Genomic DNA, 19,956 nt, shown 5'->3' on the forward strand with positions numbered 1-19,956 from the left:
TATGAAGCAAAAAAATGATAAGAAAGTTATTCGTGCCTGGGCTTTTTTTGATTGGGCAAACTCCGCCTATAACCTGGTCATCACTTCCACTATATTTCCGGCTTATTATGTAGCGGTTACTACTAATAAGGCCAATGGCAATACGGTGGAATTTTTTGGACAGCGTTTTGTAAATACTGCACTGGCTGATTACGCACTTGCGGCTGCTTACCTCATTATTGCGCTGTTGTTGCCAGTGTTGTCTTCCATCGCAGATTACCGAGGCAATAAAAAAGTTTTCATGCAGTTCTTCACTATAATTGGTTCTGCTGCCTGTTGCGGATTATATTTCCTTAATTCAAATACTTTAGAATGGGGCATTTTTTGTTTTGCTCTTGCTGCCATAGGATACTCTGGTGGCTTCGTATTTTATAACTCTTATCTTCCGGAAATCGCTTCTGCAGATATGCAAAATAAAGTTAGTGCAAAAGGTTTTACCTATGGTTACATTGGCAGTGTTATTTTGCAGCTGATTTGTTTTGTCTTTGTACTCCGGCCAGCTGTATTCGGTATGACTGAGTCTAGTGCGGCACAATTGTCCTTCTTACTTGTTGGGATATGGTGGATTGGTTTTGCGCTCATTCCATTTAGGATATTGCCGAAGGGAAGTCCGAATGCACAGCCCCATACGCATAACATTATCAAGGGAGGATTTATTGAATTAGCTCAAGTATGGAGAAAAGTTAAAAACATGCCGGAATTAAAGCGATTTTTACCTTCATTTTTCTTTTATAGCATGGGCGTACAAACCATAATGCTAGTTGCTACAGGCTTTGCCGCCAAGGAGTTGGAAATGCCTACAGAAGCGCTTATTCAGGTCATCTTAATTATTCAGTTGGTTGCTATTGGAGGTGCAACGCTGATGTCAAGGCTGTCTGATATTTATGGAAATGTTAGTGTTTTAATTGCTGTGGTCATTATTTGGATAGCTGTTTGTATTTGCGCCTATTTTACAACGACAGCTCTTGAATTTTATATCGTTGCTGCATTTGTAGGCTTAGTAATGGGGGGAATTCAGTCCTTATCCAGATCTACATACTCGAAATTTATCCCGGAAAACTCTGCTGATACGGCTTCTTTTTTTAGTTTTTATGACGTGACTGAAAAGCTTGCTATTGTTGCAGGACTAGTTGGTTTTGGATTTATTGAGGAGTTTACCGGCAGTATGAGAAATTCCATACTATTATTAATCCTGTTTTTTGTTTTAGGATTGGTATTTTTGATGCTGCTTAAGCGGGTTCCAACCAAATCGGCTGGTGATACGCAGCAATTAGTCTAAAAATATAATAGATGAATATAGAATTATTTGTACCCTGCTTTGTCGATCAATTATATCCGGAAACAGCCTTTAATACCATTAAGATTCTGGAAAAAGCAGGCTGTAAAGTAAGCTACAATTCCAGTCAGACCTGCTGTGGGCAGCCTGGTTATAATGCCGGATATTGGGAAGAAGCTAAAATTACCGGCAATAAATTTTTAAACGATTTTTCAGATTCCAAATATATTGTTGCCCCTTCCGCATCTTGTGTAGGGATGGTTAAAAGTGGTTACAATGATTTGTTTACAAATACTATTGTACATAACAGGTGCCGAAGCATACAAGCTAATATTTTTGAACTTTCTGATTTTTTAGTTAACATCTTAAAGCGGGATTATTTCGGTGCCGAGCTGGAAGGTAAGGCTGTTTACCATGATTCCTGCAGTGGACTGAGGGAGTGTAAAATTAAAGAAGAACCCAGATTGTTATTGTCTAAAGTACATGGCCTGGAGATGGTAGAAATGAAAGATACAGATATGTGTTGTGGATTTGGAGGGACATTTTCTGTGAAGTTTGATGCCATATCTTCAGCAATGGCTGAACAAAAGGTTAATAATGCCTTGGCACAGGAAGTAGACTATATCATTTCAACAGATTTATCTTGTTTAATGCATTTGCAGGGATATATCGATAAACATCAGATCCCATTAAAGACCATGCATATTGCAGATGTATTGACACATGGCTGGTTGGAAAGTACGGAGTATTAATATTCTTTAAGCATAAAAAAAGGGGAGCTAAATAATTAGTCCCCTTTTTTATAACAAATAAGTTATTATTTTACTGCATCAATTACAGCTTTGAAAGCATCTGGATGGTTCATTGCTAAATCAGCAAGAACTTTACGGTTCAGGCCAATATTTTTAGCTGCTAATTTACCAATAAACTGAGAGTAAGAAATACCATATTGACGAGCTCCAGCATTGATACGCTGAATCCACAATCCACGGAATTCTCTTTTCTTAACCTTACGGTCACGGTATGCATATTGCAAACCTTTTTCTACTGTATTTTTAGCTACAGTGAATACTTTACTCCTTGATCCCCAATAGCCTTTGGCCATATTTAGGACTTTTTTCCTTCTTCTTCTCGAAGCTACTGCGTTTACCGAACGTGGCATAGTGTGTTGTTTTTTGATAAACGGTGTTGCGTATTTCAGCAAACTTACTACCGGGTACCTGGTTAAAAATTAATTATTTACCGATGGCAAGCATACGCTTAACGTTGCCCATATCAGCTGTTGACACCATTGAGGTGTGACCTAAATTACGCTTACGTTTAGTAGACATCTTTGTTAAGATGTGACTTTTGTATGCGTTCTTTCTTGCGATTTTACCTGTTCCAGTAAGCGAAAAACGCTTTTTAGCACTGGAATTGGTCTTCATTTTTGGCATAACCTGTGTTTATTTATGTAACTTATTTATTTTTTTGCAACTTTCGGGGCCAGCGTTAAAAACATACGTTTTCCCTCTAATTTTGGTAACAGTTCAACTTTACCAATATCTTCTAAAGCCTGGGCAAATTTAAGCAAAAGAATCTCTCCCTGCTCTTTATAAACAATTGCCCTTCCTTTAAAGTGAACATAGGCACGTACCTTTTCACCATTTTCAAGAAAACTAACAGCATGCTTTAGTTTAAATTGAAAGTCGTGATCATTGGTATTCGGACCAAAACGAATTTCTTTAATTACAGTCTGCTTTGCATTAGATTTAATCTCCTTCTGCTTTTTCTTTTGTTCGTAAACAAATTTACTGTAATCAATAATTCTGCAAACTGGTGGAACCGCATTTGGAGAAATTTCTACAAGATCCAGTTCCAGTTCATCAGCAAGGGCCAAAGCTTTTGCCAAAGGATAGATCCCTGGTTCAACATTATCTCCAGCTAATCTCACCTCCTGGGCTCTGATAAACTGATTAATATTATGTTCTGCTTCTTTTTTCTTAAAAGGAGGACGTGGTCCCCTGTTAAATCCTGGTCTGCCTAATGCCAAATTTGTATGTTATTTAAATTGTTATTTCTTTTATTAATAAATCGCTAAACTCTTGCAAAGTCATTGTTCCCAAATCTCCTTCTCCATGTTTCCTCACGGATAACTTTCCATCTTCCATCTCTTTTTCGCCTATAATCAGCATATAAGGGATTTTTTTAACCTCTGCATCTCTAATTTTCCTTCCAATCTTTTCATCCCGAAAGTCAATCAAACCGCGAATATCGGAATTATTTAGTTCATCTGAAACTTTTTTCGCATATTCTTCATATTTTTCTGAGATAGGAAGAATGATAAATTGCTCTGGTGAAAGCCAAAGTGGAAAATTACCGGCACAATGTTCAATCAGCACCGCAATAAATCTTTCAAGTGAACCAAAGGGTGCACGGTGGATCATTACCGGACGGTGTTTTGCATTATCACTACCAGTGTACTCCAGTTCAAAACGCTCAGGTAAATTGTAATCTACCTGAATAGTTCCAAGCTGCCATTTTCTACCTAATGCATCTTTGACCATAAAATCTAATTTAGGACCATAAAATGCAGCTTCGCCATATTCAACAACAGTAGGGAGCCCTTTTTCTTCAGCTGCTTCTACAATAGCAGACTCAGCAAGGTGCCAGTTCTCGTCTGAACCAATGTATTTAGATTTGTTATCAGGATCTCTCAAAGACACCTGAGCGATATAGTCATTAAAACCTAATGACTTAAATACATAAAGTACCAGGTCAATAACTTTCTTAAATTCTTCCTTTACCTGATCAGGACGGCAAAATAAATGCGCATCATCCTGAGTAAACCCACGCACACGGGTTAAACCATGCAATTCTCCACTTTGCTCATAACGATAAACTGTTCCAAATTCTGCAAAGCGTAATGGAAGGTCTTTGTAAGAACGTGGTTTAACCTTATAAATCTCGCAGTGGTGCGGACAATTCATTGGTTTCAAGAAAAATTCTTCACCTTCTTGTGGTGTTTTTATAGGTTGAAAGCTGTCCTTACCATACTTTTCGTAATGACCAGAAGTGATGTACAGGTTTTTATGACCTATGTGTGGTGTAACAACTTGCTCGTAGCCAGCTTTGCCCTGTGCACGGGTTAAAAACTGAACTAAGCGTTCGCGTAAGGCAGCACCTTTAGGTAACCATAACGGCAAGCCCATACCTACCTTTTCAGAAAAAGCAAACAGTTCAAGTTCTTTACCGAGTTTTCGGTGATCCCTCTTTTTTGCTTCTTCAATCATATGAAGATATTCTGTTAACTCACTTGCTTTAGGGAAAGTAACGCCATAAATACGGGTAAGCTGTTTTTTTGTTTCGTCACCACGCCAGTAAGCTCCCGCAACATTCATCAGTTTTATTGCTTTAACGAAGCCCGTGTTTGGAATATGGGGTCCACGACACAGGTCTGTAAAAGATCCCTGTTTATAGAATGTAATTTTCCCATCCTCTAGTCCTTCTAAAAGGTCTAGTTTATATTCATCGCCTTTTTCTGTGAAATATGCAATAGCATCTGCTTTAGAGACACTACTGCGCTCAAAAATTTCTTTTTGTTTCGCCAGTTCCAGCATTTTGTTTTCAATGGCTTTGAAGTCATCAGATGAAAATTCTTTTTCCCCAAAATCGACATCGTAATAAAACCCTGTTTCAATTGCAGGGCCAATTCCAAATTTAGTACCTGGGTAGAGCGCTTCCAGGGCTTCTGCCATTAAATGGGCAGAGGAATGCCAAAAAGTAGATTTGCCGGCCTGGTCATTCCAGGTAAGCAGTTTTACTGAAGCATCAGTGTCTATCTGGCGATTTGCATCCCAGACTTCTCCATTTACCTCTGCGGCAAGTACGTTACGGGCAAGGCCCTCTGAAATAGATAAAGCAATTTGATGGGCGGAAGTGCCCTGATCATACTGGCGGACAGATCCGTCAGGCAGTGTAATGTTAATCATCTACAACTATGATTTAAAAATTAATAAATTGAATATTTCCATCACCTACAATGTGATTTTTGAATCGCAAAGCTAATGAAAAAATGCAATTTTAACGCCCTAATATCTTGAAAATTCATTGTTCTTTGAGGGGAATTCAGGTTTTTTCCGGATTTTGAATTACGGCTATTGAGTAACAAATATTCTAAGATTAATTGTTTTTATTCAGCTGAGAAATTGATTTTTGCATCTGCGACATCATGCTCGTTAAAGTTTCTATGGTTGGTTCTGGTGTTGGGTCCGGGAGTGAGGTGCTGAAATAAGCTTTCGCTTTCCAAATTTCCAATATGTCGTCTGCAGGTATACTATAAGCATCGTAGACTTTATTATCTGAAATTAATTTTAGCTCCTTACTTTCTTTAAAGCGATTGCCAGCTCTCTTATATACTACACCTTCATTTTTACTGATGATCACGTAGGTATCACCCACCTTAATGTCATTCCAGTTTTCGATGTATTCACCAATGATCACACTTCCCGGTTGAATCGGCAGCATTGAATCACCCATAATTTCAAAAGCCCTGAACGTTCCTTGTCTTAGCGAGGGGAGGGGCAGTTGAAATTTTGGAAGTTCTTTGATGTATTGCGGATCAGAAAAGCCGTTAAGATATCCCGCACTTGCTTTAACAGGAACTAATTCAATGTTTTCATTGTCATCTTTATCCACAGAAATACTAAGCACCCTTAGGTTAGAGCCTTGGGCTTTAGCTTTAGGTTTCCATTTATCATTGATGGTGTCATTGATAAATTCATCAATTGAAAATTCGTAATATTCAGCTATTTTTTTTAGTAAGTCATATTTAGGTTCTGCTCGTTCTTCTTCGTAAGCACCTACAAGTGATCTCTTAATTTCTAAAGCATCAGCGAATTGCTGTTGTGTAAGCCCTTTTTTCTTGCGAAGGTATTTTAGGTTGGCGGATATATTTGACATAAAATAAAATATTATAAATAATTTGTTTTTACTAAATAAGTTAGTATTATTGTGCCAATAAAGTTAGTAATATTTATTCGCTTTGCAAATATAAGTACTAACTAAATTAGTTTGATCATATTTATACTAAAAGCAATGAAGAAATTTGTATACATCGTAACCGATAGAAACCGCACTAACCTTCACGTTGGAATGAGTTCTGACTTAATGAAAACGCTGGATTTTTACAAACAGATGCCAAGTTTGTTTTTCGATAAAAGCCATCAGCTTAGCCGTCTGGTTTATTTTGAAGAATTTAAAACAGAAGCGCAGGCTTTAAGTCGTTTTAAAGTAGTAAGTAGATTTACAAGAATGCAGAAGGAAAGACTGGTGCGGTCATGTAATCCGGATTGGATTGATTTAACAATAGGGTTGGACTATGAACATCTGATTATAAATAAGGTAATCAGCACTCAGGTTATTTTACCCCTGAGTGCGTGATCAATACTTTACCATCCCGGTGCAAAGGTTAACCCAAATACTCCACCTTTTACGTCTTTACGCTGAAAAGGAAAAGCATAATAAGGCTCCAGTACAAAAGCCCCGAAAAAGTTTACCCTTAAGGATACGCCGGCACTTAATGCGGGTACGCGTTCCAGTGGCGTACCATTTGGCAATAAATCATCACCAGGCTGTCCTTTAAATACAATTTTTGAATCTTCATTCCAGGCAAGACCTGCGTCGAAGAAAATATTAAGATCCGTAAATAATATATTAGAAGGTATTTGTGCCAGTTTCTTAGGACCGGTAAACGGAAGCCTCAGCTCAAAATTGAATACCGCAATTTTACTTCCTGATAGTTGGTTGATGTCAAAATTACCGGCGCTCTGGTTATTGTATAAAGAAGTGGCCTCATAACCCCTTATTAGATAAGGATAACCTACATATAAAGGATATAGGTTCTCTCCTTGTTCTCCCATCCGCATATAGGTATAAGCTCTTGCAGCAAAGGTAAAAGGTTTGGTTCTAACATATTTTCTGACATCAAAATTCAATGCATAAAACTGATAGTCACCAAAATACTGTTCTAGTCCAATTCTGTATCTAAAACCATCTAAAGGTGCAGCCAGCCCGAAGATAGAATTGTCTCCCACAAAAGACGCATTGACCTGGAAAATTGAAAAAGGCTTCAATGGAGTGCCCAACTGGGTTGAAGCCTCTTCATTAGCTACCCTTTGTCTATCAGATCCAAAATAATTGCCTATTACACCATTGATGTCCTGATAGTAATTACTAAATCTGTCTACCCTGTAACTATATTTTGAAACCGCAACACCAGTTTCAAAGCGGTGTACTTTGTTAAAAGGATAGGCACCAAATGCTTGTAATTGCTGTTCAAACGTGCGTATAATATTTGTACGGTCATCAAAAACATTTAATTGCTGATCATCAACCGGGATTGTCGTTTTTACAATCTCTCTAAATCCGCTTAAATATGGAGTATGTGACAAAGCAAAGCCCCAGTTAATCCGGTTTTGCTGATTAATGTAAGCTACCATACCACCGGCATCGTAAATATCTCCATTTACAGATAGATTGGCTATAATCTGATTTTGCCCCAGTATATCACTAAACATACCAACTACACCACCTTGCGCGCCAGTTCCAAACCTGCTGGTTGAAATACCTACACCACTATTTGCAAGGTAATCCAGTTTAAATTTAGGTTTGTAAGGAATTATACGCATAGAATCTGCCTTGGTTCTCTCAAACCTTGCGAAATTTCCAAGATTAGCATTGATGACATCAACACCTGTAGATACTTGCGGTGGTAAAATAGCTGCGTCAAAATTAGTAGATTGAACATCTACCTGCTTAGGTTTGAAGGTGCTAATTTTAGCATTATATAATGTATAGCGCTGAGAACGATAATAACTATACACAATCTCGTCAGTTCTTGATACAGAAATGGCAGGAGAGAATTCTGTTATTCCGCTAATGCCAGTAAAATAATCCGTAAGTTGATTTGCAGTTTGATTTGCTAAATCATATTCGTACAGGTTCCGGAAGCCGTCCCTGTTAGAGAGAAAATAAATCCTTTTACTATCTCCTGAAAATTGTGCATTTAAATTATTTGCACCACTAAAAACCGGGACATTAGTCAATGACTTTTCCTCGAGGTCAAAAATACTAAGGTTAATGGGGTTCACTGCATTCTGATTATTTGCCATTACTGCAACCCTGTCAGAAGAAAAGATGATTTTTTTTCCATCAGGAGCATAACTCGGTGCATAATCAGAATAGATATCATCTGTTATATGAGTAATTATTTTAGTATCAGTATCGTAGGAAAAAATGTCGCTTTGGCCTTCAACCATTCCAGAGAAGGCGATTTCTTTGCCATTTGGCGACCAGGTCAGGTTTCCAAACTGCTCCACTTTACCCATATCGGTAACTAGTTTTGTTTTGCCGGAATTCACATCAATTACCATGAGTTTATTTCTTCCTTTACTGAAAATGCTAAAGGCGAATGACTTGCTGTCTGGCGACCAGGCACCTGCGGATTCTAAAAAATTAAAATCATCAATATGAGAATTTGCAATTTGACTGCTTAGTTTTTTTAAGATTTTTCCGGTTTTCGCATCAGCTAGAAACAGGTCTATTCCAAAAAGATCCTTTTCTGATAAGAAAGCGAGAAGTTTTCCATCAGGGCTTAATGCCGGGGCCACGTTCATATTACCGGCATTTTTGTTGTCGATAATCTTTGTGCCACTGATTTTTATTTGCGAACTGTCTGCTCTCAGCATGGGCCTGTAGTGAGATTCAATTGCATTCTTCCATAGGCCAGAAAATGCTTTGTCGTCATATCCAAAAGTATATTTCAAGCCATTTTCATAGCCATATCTTGCAGTTGCCTTAAATAACGGTACAATTGTGCTGTCGCCGTAAACTGAGCCAACAAACGTCCAAAAGGCCTGGCCGTATCTATAAGGAAAGTATTTATTTGAATTTGTAAGGTCTTTTAAAGAAGGAACATCTCTGTTTAGCAATGCATCGCGCATCCACATGGAGGTAAAAGCATCCTTTTTACCAATTGACAAGTATTCTGCCATTCCTTCAACCATCCATAAGGGTACCTGACTTACATTTTCAAGGCTCATGGAATCTTTTTCCAGTAATGTGTGGTATTGAAAAGCATGAACCAATTCATGGCCAAGTACATGCCTTGTTTGGCTCCCCAGTTCCATTACAGGCATAATAACCCTGTTCTTTAATGCCTCAGTAACACCACCCGTTCCAATGCCAATTTCGCCGTTTAAGGCTGTAGTTTGCTGGAAATCCGGAGAGTTGTTGTATAGAATTATTGGGTTTTTCTTCAAAAAAGTATCCCTGAATATTTCCTGGTGCATTTTATACCATATTTCAGCGTCCTGTGCTACTTTTTGCAGCAGCTTTGGATTCTTTAAATAATGGTAAATTTCAAAATGCGGAGTTTCCAGTACTTTAAATTTTTCATTTTTATAACGTACCTTATTTTGCCCAAAATACTGCGCCTGGACGGAAAATACAGATAACATAATTAATAAAAATAAAGGAATAAGTCCTCTGTAAAAAGTAAAAGTTATCTTCATAAATTTAGATGTTTTACATGATATTATTGAGCGTTATTTTTTTTGTCCTTTTCTTCCTGGCGCTGCTTTCTCTTGAGTTCACGTTCTTCTTTTCTTGTTAGCGGAACAGGTGTTGCTGGCTGTTGGCTTTGTACAGGTTCTGAAGTTTTTTTGTCCTCAGTCTTCTGCACGTCCGTTGTTGGTGCTGCCTGTTGTACGTCACCCGTTTCAGGTAAATCAATACTCAGTGAATCTATAGCTGTGCTGTCTGTTGCCGTAGTATCTTCTACTATTCTTGGGCTAGGGCAATTGATAGTCCTGGTAATTTTTACCTTAGCTTTTGGGAAAGGGCCATAAGTGTAGCCGGAATTAGGATCATGATACACTTTCTCCATAAACTTCGCGAAAATTGGAAGAGCAGTACGGGAACCTTCACCTGTTTCCCCATTTTTAAAATGTGCAGTTCGCTCATCGCAGCCCACCCAAACCCCGGTTACCAGATCTTTTGTAATCCCCATATACCAAGCGTCTACATAATCAGATGAAGTGCCCGTCTTGCCACCAATTTGATTGTTCTTTTTCCATAAATCCCATTCCCATAAAGCTTGCGAAGTACCACCCGGTTCTTCCATTCCACCTCTGAACATATATAACATCAGCCATGAAATTTCATCGCTAAGCACTTTTTTTGTTTTAGCTTTAAACTCTTCAATGATATTGTTATCCAGGTCGGTTATTTTTTCAACAAGAATTGGATCTGTTTTCACGCCATCGTTCAGGAATGTACCATAAGCCTTTACCATTTCATATACTGAAACATCATTTGGACCGAGACTCACAGAAGGCACAGACTGTAAATGGCTATCTATTCCGCATTCATGGGCCCATTTTACTACATTATCCCAACCCACTTTTTCAGTTACCTGCGCGGTAATTGTGTTTACAGATTTTGCCATTGCCCAACGCAGGGACATTTCCCTGTAAGTGATGTTCCAATCCGCATTTTTTGGTTCCCAATGCTCCGTTTTTCCATTTTCCTGATATTCAATACTAACTGGTTTGTCAGTAAAAGTATCACAAGGACTCATTCCACTTTCAAGAGCTGCCAAATAAGCAAAGGGCTTAAAAGTAGAGCCAGCCTGACGTTTAGATTGGTTCACATGGTCATATTTGAAAAATTTATGATCAACTCCACCGATCCATACCTTAATCTTACCCGAAAAAGGATCAAGGGTCATCATGCCCGTATTTAATATTTTGCCATAATAGCGGATAGAATCAATAGTAGAAAAAAGGGTGTCCCGATCACCTTTCCATGAAAATATCCTCATTTTCTTTTTCTTATTAAAATAAGCGTCAATAGAGTCGGGTTGGTTTGCAAATTTTTTCTGCAATAAAGCATATATCGGCAAATTGTGCATAGCGCGATTTGGATAATCTACTTTTTTCTTTTCAGAGTCATACCATGGATCTTCATTACCCCAAACATTATAAAATCTTTTTTGCAGAATTTTCATCTGTTCTGATACCGCTTCCTCAGCATATTTTTGAAGTTTGGAATCAATGGTCGTATAGATTTTTAAACCATCCTCATAAAGGCTATAGCCGTTGTCTTCACACCATTTTTCCAAATATTTGGCTACCGCTGCCCGTAGATAAGAATCTCCGTCACTACCCTCATCAACACGGCCTTCTTTTAAATTCAAAGGTGCATTTTCAAAACTTTTCAGTTCAGCCGCAGTGATGTAATTGTATTTTTGCATTTGCGCCAGGGCGGTATTTCTCCTGTCTAATGCCTTGTCCGGGTTTTTTAAGGGGTTATAGTAAGAGGTTCCTTTTAACATACCCACTAATAATGCCGCTTCAGGTACGTTCAAATCCAACGCCTCTTTGTCATAATAAACTCTTGCCGCTGTTTTAATTCCGTACGCATTATTCCCAAAAGAGACCGTATTCAGGTACATGGTAATGATGTCGTTTTTTGAATAATTAAATTCCAGCTTTACAGCAGTCATCCATTCTTTAAATTTTGGAACTATTACTCTTACAAGAGGGATATATTTTATGAAGCCCTGAGATTTATTATACCTTGTTCTATAGAGGTTTTTGGCAAGCTGTTGTGTAATGGTACTTGCACCCCGCTTATCACCAGTAGCAGTAGATATGCTGCTGGAGAGTACTGAGCGAAAGTCTATACCCATATGTTTGTAAAAACGTACATCTTCTGTCGCTACCAGTGCGTTAAGTACATTTTTGGATATTTCATTGTAATTTACTGGAGTACGGTTCTCTTTGTAGTAACGACCAATTAATTTGCCATCTGCAGTATAAAGTTCAGAGCCAACCCGCTGAGAGGGAAACTTAATGTCTGTGTACGAGGGAGAATAACCAAACAGCCAAAGGAAATTGAGCTGCAAAGCGCAAAAGAAAAGAATAGTAAAAAAGATAAATATGGTTATGTAGCGTATATACTTATTGCGAATTTCTTTGAACATGGATAAAGATGAAAAAACTGTATAACAGTTAATGTTAAAAAGTGTTAAATCGTAGTTTGCAAATTAACGCAAATATTTCAAAAACTTCGGCTCAATCTACGGATTTTACAGCAAGCCCTTAGTTTGGTGTTCATGGTATAAAGTAGTACCTTTGCGATGCTTTTGGTTCACTGGTTTTATTTTAATCAGGATTAAAAGGGAATACGGTGCAATTCCGTAACTGTCCCGCAGCTGTAAACTCCTTAACGGATCCAAATCAAGCCACTGTTTAATTATGGGAAGGCAGGTCATCCGGGAGTAAGTCAGAACACCTGCCATTTGCATTGGAATTTCATAGCTTTCGGGGACTGAAGCTTGGAGTGAGTGCTTATTGGATGTATTTCATTTCCTTGATCTAACTGTTTGCTGTGGGTATTACTCACATCAAAAAATGAAAAGAAACAAGATTGCCTTAAATGGCAGTACTTATTTTTATCTATATTTTGCTATTGTATGGCTTTGTGGCGCTATGCCCAAATTTGCTCTTGCACAAATAGAGCCCAACAAAGGAGATTCTATTGCAGATCAAAACAAGCTTAGGGAGGTTGCTATCCGTGCATATAAATTAAATAAACGTCAGCTATCTTCCTCTCCATTGCAAATACTTTCAGGAACTGATCTTGATAAAATGAATAGCCTTTCCGTGGCTGATGCGATAAGATATTTTTCTGGAGTTCAAATAAAGGATTACGGGGGCATAGGAGGTTTAAAGACTATTAATGTAAGAAGTATGGGCACTAACCATACTGCCGTATTTTATGATGGTGTGCAATTGGGAAATGCTCAGAACGGGCAAGTTGATTTAGGTAAGTTTTCGCTGGACAATATCGAAGAAATTGAACTTTATAACGGACAGAAAAGTGAAATATTTCAATCTGCAAAGGGTTTCGCATCAGGAAGCTCACTCTATTTAAATACAAAACAGCCAGAATTTAAAAATAGGGAATACAACCATGTCAGGGCTGCCTTTAAAACGGGCTCATTCGGACTCATCAATCCTTCTTTGCTTTGGCAGCATAAATTGAGTGATAGGGTAGTTAACACCTTAAACGCCGAATTTAAAAATGCTAATGGCAAGTATAAATTCAGAAATACGAACGGCATTTATGATACCACATTGGTACGTGAAAATGGCGACATAAAATCCTTCCGAATTGATGAATCTGTGTATAGTAAATTGCGCGACAGCAGTATATGGACTGCCAAATTTTACTTTTATAGCGATGAGCAAGGCTTACCGGGTGCAATCGTACGCGATAGGTATGATTTTAGTCAGCGATTGTGGAACCGGAATTTCTTCATGCAGTCAACCTACAAAAAGGAAGCTGGCCAATATAATTTAATGGCAGTAATAAAATATTCAAATGATTACCAGCGATATTTAGATCCTGATATTGTAAAGGATAACGGTTTGCTAAACAATAAATTCAGGCAGCAAGAAGTTTATTTTTCTTTGGTAAATCGTTATAAGCTAAATTCTTTTTGGGATGTAGTTTTATCCGGCGATTATCAGCGCAATACTATGGATGCAAATTTAGAGCGTTTCCCTTACCCCACAAGAAATACGTTTTTAAGCGCATTGGCTACTCAGTTTAAATTTAGTCGTTTAGACATACAAGCAAACGTTTTGGCTACTTATGTCAATGACAAAGTACAACAATACTTTTCGGCAGGTAAAAAAACAAAGCTTACACCAACAGTTATGGTCTCCTGGCAACCTTTCAATGTCAAAGAGTTTAGGTTACGCAGCTTTTATAAAAGCATTTTTAGAATGCCTACTTTTAATGATTTATATTACACAAGTATTGGTAGTACTTTTTTAAGTCCTGAAAGGACTAAACAATACGATCTTGGTTTAACATATACCAAAATCTTTGAACACAAGCTACTAAGCCAGCTTTCCCTGCAAGCTGACTCCTATTACAATGAAGTTACAGATAAAATTGTAGCTGTCCCAGGTACAAACCTTTTTAGATGGAGCATGCAAAATCTTGGTGTCGTAAAAATAAAAGGACTGGATGTTAACCTTCAGTCTGTCTGGCATCCTGATCAGGTAATTACTTTAAATGCTGGTTTAACCTATACTTACCAACAGGCGCTCAATGTCACAAATGTAAATTTGAATTATAGAAATCAGATACCTTATACGCCAGTGCATAGCGGCTCATTTATGGCTGGAGCAGAATGGAGATGTATCTCATTAAACTACAGTTACATTTATACTGGACTCCGTTATAGTCAAAGTGCAAATGTGGTCTCAAATTACGTCCCAGCATGGTATACGCATGATATAGCATTTCGTTACAACAAACAGCTCAATGATTTAAAAGGAACCCAGCTTAGTTTGTCGGCAGAGGTTAATAATCTTTTAAATCAATATTATAACGTGGTTTTAAATTATCCAATGCCCGGAAGGTATTACCGGTTTACATTAGCTTATTCCTATTAGCATGAAAACAAAAATATTAATGGTATGCACATCAGCGTTAATGCTGCTCATCTGTTCATGTAGAAAAGATGCACAGATCAATCCTGATGAAACAGAAACAGGTAACCCAGATCCACAGAGTATAGCAAAAGGACTTTATCTGGCCAACGAAGGGAATCTGGGTAGTAATAAAGCAAGTATAGATTATCTTGATTTCGCTACTGGTATTTACCGTAAAAACATATATGCACAAGTAAATCCTGAAGTCGTAAATGGTCTGGGTGATGTTGCTAACGATGTAGCTGTTTACGGAACTAAACTTTATGTGGTGGTCAATGCATCTAATAAAGTAGAAGTGATGAATGCCAAAACTGGTAAGAGAATTGGGCAAATTAACATATTAAACTGCCGTTATATCACCTTCAATAAAGGCAAGGCCTATGTCAGTGCTTACCTCGGTACTATCGGAGATCCAAATGCCCCTCAAGGTATTGTTGCAAAAATAGATACAACTACTTTACAAGAAGTACAACGTATTGAAGTTGGCCGGCAACCCGAGGAAATGGCTATAGTGGGAGAGAAAATGTATGTTGCCAATTCAGGAGGATATAGTGTTTCCAACTATGAACGTACCGTAGCCGTTATAGACTTAAATACTTTTCGGCTACTTAAAAAGATAGACGTAGCTATTAATTTAAACCGCATCAAAGCAGATAAATATGGAGACCTATATGTCACCTCCCGCGGAGATAATTACGAGACTCCAGCCAAGCTTTTCGTTATAGACACTAAAACGGAAACTGTAAAAAAAACTTTTAATATGGCGGTGAGTAATCTTGTCATTGATGAGGATAATGCATATTTCTATAGCAATGAATTCAGTTACATCACCGGAGATATTATACTCAATTATGGCATTTTGAATGTAAAGGATGAGGTGCTTACGGATAAAAAATACATCACAGACGGCACAGATAAGGTCATTATCGTTCCTTTTGGAATAGCTGTAAATCCCTTTACCAAAGATGTCTATGTCACCGATGCTAAAGATTATGTTTCTCCAGGTACGCTTTACTGCTTTGATCCCTCAGGGAAAATGAAGTTTAGCGTCTCTACAGGCGATACTCCCGGGCATTTTGCTTTTTATTACTAAATCAATAATTATAAAACAATAAATATGAAAACAACAATTACAAGTTATATCAAAATCATCGCTTTAGCTATGATTGCCGCAGTAATTTTTAGTGCCTGCAGAAAAGATCATGGATATATTTATACCCCAGTTCCCGTAGCTACGCTTGGTGTGTATGTGCTTTCCGAAGGTAAATATGGCGATGCCAATAACAGTACCATTACCTATTATAACACAACCACAGGTGCAACGGATAAAAACTTTTATAAAACACAAAATGGCACAGATCTGGGCAACAATGCTAATGATTTAAAACAATATGGTCGTAAAATGTACTGTGTAGTGACCGGGACAACCTTTGCAGCGAAAGATTCTTACCTCGAGGTGATGAATACTGCTACGGGTAAATCAATCAAAAGAATTGCACTGTCTAACAGTGATGCTGGTTTTTTACCACGCTATATTGTGTTTGACAAAAGCAAAGCTTACATTTCCGCTTATGATGGCAGCATCACGAAAATTGATACTGCAAACCTGGTTATAGAATCAAGGATACAAGCAGGAGGGGCACTGGAGCAAATGGCCATCGCGAACAACAAACTCTACGTTGTAAATTCCGCACACTTCCAATTTGGTACTGCTAACAATTCTGCTGTCACTGTGATAGACTTAAATACCTTTACCAAATCAAAAGAAATTGCTGTAGGATATAATCCAACTAAAATTTCAGCGAACTCATCCGGAGATTTATTGGTGTTAAGCAAAGGAGATTACTTCAGCATACAGCCATCTGTAGATCGCATCAGTAGTATTACAGATACAAAAACCAATTCTGTCGCAAATTTAACTTATGAATATATCAACGTTACTGGTACTAAAGGCTTTGCAATTGGCGATTACACTGATCCATTTTTGAAATTAATCAATACAAGCACAGGTGCTTTAGGTAGCAACTTTATAACAGACGGAACGGTAATCGCTTCCCCTTATGGAATTACAACAAATCCCTTAGATTTTACTGTTTTTGTAGCAGATGCTAATAACTATGCTGCTGAAGGAAAAATATTCTGTTTTAGTCCTGAAGGTAAAAAGAACTATCAGTTCACTACAGGAGCTAATCCCCAAAGTGCCGTTTTTAACTATAAATATTTCTAATAATTATATCCAATCAAAATGAATTTTAAAAATCAGTTCCTTATTGTTTTAGTGTTTGCAGGCTTGTTTTCAGCCTGTAAAAAAGATGAAGAAGCAGAAGTACCACCAGCAGCAAAAATGGCCATTGAAACACCTGCTGTTGAGGCTAAAGTGAGTGAGAAAACTACATTTTCGGTATCTACAACCAACGGTAAGGGATTTCAGCATGAGTGGAAACTGGACGGTACAGTAGTGAGTACATTAACCTCTTATGACTTTACCCCAGCAAAATCAGGGACTTATATTATTGATTATACCGCCACGAATGCAGCAGGTACATTCACGTACAAATATACAGTTACGGTGCCCGTGCCAGAAGTGCCGGTAGGTACCAACAGCAATCGTTTTGTTACTACCTTATTTGAATACCTGCCTGCTCCAGGCCAGTATACAAACAAATCTATAGGAAGTTTGGCTACGGCTAAAGGGCTGGAAGGTAAGCAAGGAACATTGGTATCTTTAGGAGCTTGGGGAGGTTATATTGTTATGGGCTTTGATCATACCGTGATTAACCAAACAGGTAAAGATGACATCATCGTTTACGGAAACGCATTTGCTACTTTTGCTGAGCCGGGTATTGTTTGGGTGATGCAGGACGAGAACGGAAATGGAAGGCCTGACGATACCTGGTACGAAATAAAAGGAAGTGAGTTTGGTAAAGAAGGTTATGTACGTGATTACGAAGTCACATACACGAAACCAGCTGTTGGCGGCAGTGTTTCCTGGCGAGATAATAAGGGAAAAACAGGAGTGGTTACTTTAACAAATGCAACCTTCCAGGCTTATCCTGTAGATGTTACTACAAATGAATATACCATCAAGGGATCATTATTACCTTCATCTAATATTTTTATGCCTACACCCACCAGCATCAGCAGTCTTCCTTTTACTTTTGGTTATGCTGATAATACAGTTGGTGGAGATAATGTTGATATCGCTAATGCCGTTGATAAAAACGGTAATTCAGTAATGTTAAAAGGTATTGATTTTATAAAAATACAAACAGGCATTCAGGCAAATCTTGGTTGGCTTGGCGAATTGTCTACAGAAGTTACCGGCATTGCCGATATCAGCTTGATTAAGTAAGACCCAATTTTAATATTCAAAAAGAATCGGTAATTTTACCAGCTTAATAAATAACCTATGTCAAAATTAGAATATAACCCACGTAATATTGTATTGCTGGTCATGATCCTGGCAATTACCTTATTCCGTTTACTCGTTACCTTTAATACTGATATTTTCAGCTTTGCAAATTTCTCATCTTTAGGGGCGGTTGCATTATTTGGAGGTGCATATTTTAAAGACAATCTGAAAGCATTTGCTTTTCCTATTTTAAGTCTCTTTCTGAGTGACTTTGTACTGGCAAATACTTTGTATAAGCAATACAGCAGCGGATTTCTTTATTCAGGATGGTATTGGGTATACATTGCTTTTGCATTGATGGTACTTGCAGGGAAATTGATTACCAGAAATAAAGTTAATGTTATTAATGTTGGAGTTGCCGCAATTGTCAGCATATTTATTCATTGGATAGTAACTGACCTTGGTGTGTGGTATAATAATCCGCAATACGCTCAGGATCTTTCAGGTTATATGCTTTGCTTAGTTGCAGCCGTTCCTTTTGAACTTAAATTTTTAGGTGGAACGGTGGTTTACGCCGGAATACTTTTTGGTGGTTTTGAATTGCTGAAATCTAAATATCCGGTGCTGCAAGTTACTAGTACCCGGATCGCATAGAAAAAAATAGATCATCTAACAGCCCTCTTTATGTAAGCATAAAGAGGGCTTTTTTTTAGAGTTTAATTATTTTCACCTTTATCATCATCAGGATCGTTTAACACGGTTTCAATTTCGTACCCGATGTGATCCACAGTATTATCGTCCAAAACAAAGTTTAGCCTATCTGCGTTTAAGGTGTATTCATAAAAAGGCAAATCACCAGCTGTTATTTCTTCCAGAGGTACAATTTCCCAGCCGTCTGTGTCGTTCTCAAACCTAACTGCACCAAGTATACCACCATAATAAATTACTTTGTAATATCCTTCATCGGTAGGCATAATAGTTAGTGTCACTTCTTTTTGGCCAAAGCCAACTCTTATGTTAAACGGTTCCATAAACTTATTAACCAATCAGACTTAAAATTGTTTTGCCCATCATTAACACCGCTTTATACAAATTGAGCTCAAACAAAACGACCATAACGATGTTAATTTACCATCATTTACCAATGAAATTTAATTATGGAAACGAATAATCAAAACTCCCGGGATAGCTCAAATAATACGCAATCAACGGATGAACACATTAAAACATTAGAAGGTACAGAGGCGCTTAAAAAGTTAAAGGACCTTGCTACTTCGGCAGAGAATTGTTTTTTCTGTACAAGTATCAAAACAGGTTTACCGCTTTCAGTACGGCCCATGTCTGTATTACAGGTTGATGACGAAGGTAATCTCTGGTTTATGAGCATGAAAGATAGTGCAAAGAATAAGGAAATTGAATCAGATCCTTTTACACACTTATTTTTTCAGGAGAACAAAAACTCAGGTTTTTTAAATGTTTATGGGATCACGGAAATCAGTACCGACCAGGCAAAAATCGATGAACTATGGAATCCACTGCTAAAGGTATGGTTTCAAGGTGGCAAAGAAGATCCTAATATTAGCCTGCTTAAAGTTGTTCCCACCAATGTATATTACTGGGATAATGTTCATGGCGACATGATCGCATTTGCGAAAATGGCTGTCTCTATCGTTACCGGAAAAACTATGGATGATTCCGTTGAGGGAAACCTGAATTTTTAAAACTAAGGTTAGCTG

17 protein-coding genes and 1 riboswitch are annotated in these 19,956 nt (G+C 37.8%); of the genes, 9 read left to right on the plus strand and 8 right to left on the minus strand.

Annotated features, from left to right (window positions below):
* Position 1: 1 nt before the first annotated feature.
* Complete coding sequence (locus LPB86_RS12380; RefSeq protein WP_230644235.1) at positions 2–1,318, plus strand: MFS transporter; 1,317 nt, start codon at positions 2–4, stop codon at positions 1,316–1,318.
* Positions 1,319–1,329: 11 nt separating this feature from the next.
* Positions 1,330–2,067 carry a (Fe-S)-binding protein gene (locus LPB86_RS12385; RefSeq protein WP_230644237.1) on the plus strand — a complete coding sequence of 246 codons (738 nt, stop codon included), beginning with the start codon at positions 1,330–1,332 and terminating at the stop codon, positions 2,065–2,067.
* A 65-nt stretch (positions 2,068–2,132) separates the two neighbouring features.
* On the opposite strand, the gene rplT is transcribed toward LPB86_RS12385, so the two are convergent.
* The 5 genes from rplT to LPB86_RS12410 form a co-directional block, all read right to left on the minus strand.
* Positions 2,133–2,477, minus strand: coding sequence for a 50S ribosomal protein L20 (gene rplT, locus LPB86_RS12390; protein WP_230644239.1), 345 nt, complete (start codon positions 2,475–2,477; stop codon positions 2,133–2,135).
* 73 nt (positions 2,478–2,550) lie between these two features.
* Positions 2,551–2,751: a 50S ribosomal protein L35 gene (rpmI, locus tag LPB86_RS12395; RefSeq protein WP_230644241.1), complete on the minus strand. Its 201-nt coding sequence runs from the start codon at positions 2,749–2,751 to the stop codon at positions 2,551–2,553.
* Between the two features lie 26 nt (positions 2,752–2,777).
* Positions 2,778–3,347: a translation initiation factor IF-3 gene (gene infC, locus LPB86_RS12400; RefSeq protein WP_230644243.1), complete on the minus strand. Its 570-nt coding sequence runs from the start codon at positions 3,345–3,347 to the stop codon at positions 2,778–2,780.
* Positions 3,348–3,360: 13 nt separating this feature from the next.
* Positions 3,361–5,286 carry a threonine--tRNA ligase gene (gene thrS, locus LPB86_RS12405; protein WP_230644245.1) on the minus strand — a complete coding sequence of 642 codons (1,926 nt, stop codon included), beginning with the start codon at positions 5,284–5,286 and terminating at the stop codon, positions 3,361–3,363.
* A gap of 190 nt (positions 5,287–5,476) precedes the next feature.
* Positions 5,477–6,256, minus strand: coding sequence for a helix-turn-helix domain-containing protein (locus LPB86_RS12410; protein ID WP_230644247.1), 780 nt, complete (start codon positions 6,254–6,256; stop codon positions 5,477–5,479).
* A gap of 135 nt (positions 6,257–6,391) precedes the next feature.
* On the opposite strand from LPB86_RS12410, the gene LPB86_RS12415 reads away from it, so the two are divergent.
* Positions 6,392–6,736, plus strand: coding sequence for a GIY-YIG nuclease family protein (locus LPB86_RS12415; RefSeq protein ID WP_230644249.1), 345 nt, complete (start codon positions 6,392–6,394; stop codon positions 6,734–6,736).
* 8 nt (positions 6,737–6,744) lie between these two features.
* On the opposite strand, the gene LPB86_RS12420 is transcribed toward LPB86_RS12415, so the two are convergent.
* A complete protein-coding gene (locus LPB86_RS12420; RefSeq protein ID WP_230644251.1) occupies positions 6,745–9,867 on the minus strand; it encodes a basic secretory protein-like protein in 3,123 nt (1,040 codons plus the stop codon).
* A gap of 23 nt (positions 9,868–9,890) precedes the next feature.
* Complete coding sequence (locus LPB86_RS12425) at positions 9,891–12,341, minus strand: transglycosylase domain-containing protein (protein WP_230644253.1); 2,451 nt, start codon at positions 12,339–12,341, stop codon at positions 9,891–9,893.
* A 154-nt stretch (positions 12,342–12,495) separates the two neighbouring features.
* Positions 12,496–12,675: riboswitch (cobalamin riboswitch) on the plus strand.
* Positions 12,676–12,771: 96 nt separating this feature from the next.
* Here LPB86_RS12425 and LPB86_RS12430 point away from each other — a divergent pair.
* Genes LPB86_RS12430 through LPB86_RS12450 form a run of 5 tightly spaced genes read left to right on the plus strand, consistent with a single transcriptional unit; the run spans position 12,772 to position 18,874 of the window.
* On the plus strand, positions 12,772–14,829 hold the full coding sequence (locus LPB86_RS12430; protein ID WP_230644255.1) for a TonB-dependent siderophore receptor: 2,058 nt from the start codon (positions 12,772–12,774) through the stop codon (positions 14,827–14,829).
* Position 14,830: 1 nt separating this feature from the next.
* Positions 14,831–15,961, plus strand: coding sequence for a YncE family protein (locus LPB86_RS12435; protein WP_230644257.1), 1,131 nt, complete (start codon positions 14,831–14,833; stop codon positions 15,959–15,961).
* Positions 15,962–15,985: 24 nt separating this feature from the next.
* Positions 15,986–17,095 carry a YncE family protein gene (locus tag LPB86_RS12440; RefSeq protein WP_230644259.1) on the plus strand — a complete coding sequence of 370 codons (1,110 nt, stop codon included), beginning with the start codon at positions 15,986–15,988 and terminating at the stop codon, positions 17,093–17,095.
* 18 nt (positions 17,096–17,113) lie between these two features.
* Positions 17,114–18,220 (plus strand): cell surface protein, encoded by a 1,107-nt coding sequence (locus LPB86_RS12445; RefSeq protein ID WP_230644261.1) that lies wholly within the window; start codon positions 17,114–17,116, stop codon positions 18,218–18,220.
* 57 nt (positions 18,221–18,277) lie between these two features.
* Positions 18,278–18,874, plus strand: a complete 597-nt coding sequence (locus LPB86_RS12450) for a DUF6580 family putative transport protein (RefSeq protein ID WP_230644262.1) — start codon at positions 18,278–18,280, stop codon at positions 18,872–18,874.
* Between the two features lie 62 nt (positions 18,875–18,936).
* Here LPB86_RS12450 and LPB86_RS12455 read toward each other — a convergent pair whose 3' ends face one another.
* Positions 18,937–19,251: a hypothetical protein gene (locus tag LPB86_RS12455; protein ID WP_230644264.1), complete on the minus strand. Its 315-nt coding sequence runs from the start codon at positions 19,249–19,251 to the stop codon at positions 18,937–18,939.
* 126 nt (positions 19,252–19,377) lie between these two features.
* On the opposite strand from LPB86_RS12455, the gene LPB86_RS12460 reads away from it, so the two are divergent.
* Complete coding sequence (locus tag LPB86_RS12460) at positions 19,378–19,941, plus strand: pyridoxamine 5'-phosphate oxidase family protein (RefSeq protein WP_230644266.1); 564 nt, start codon at positions 19,378–19,380, stop codon at positions 19,939–19,941.
* Positions 19,942–19,956: the final 15 nt, after the last annotated feature.

It is taken from the genome of Pedobacter sp. MC2016-14 (assembly GCF_020991475.1).
Taxonomy (GTDB): Bacteria; Bacteroidota; Bacteroidia; order Sphingobacteriales; family Sphingobacteriaceae; genus Pedobacter.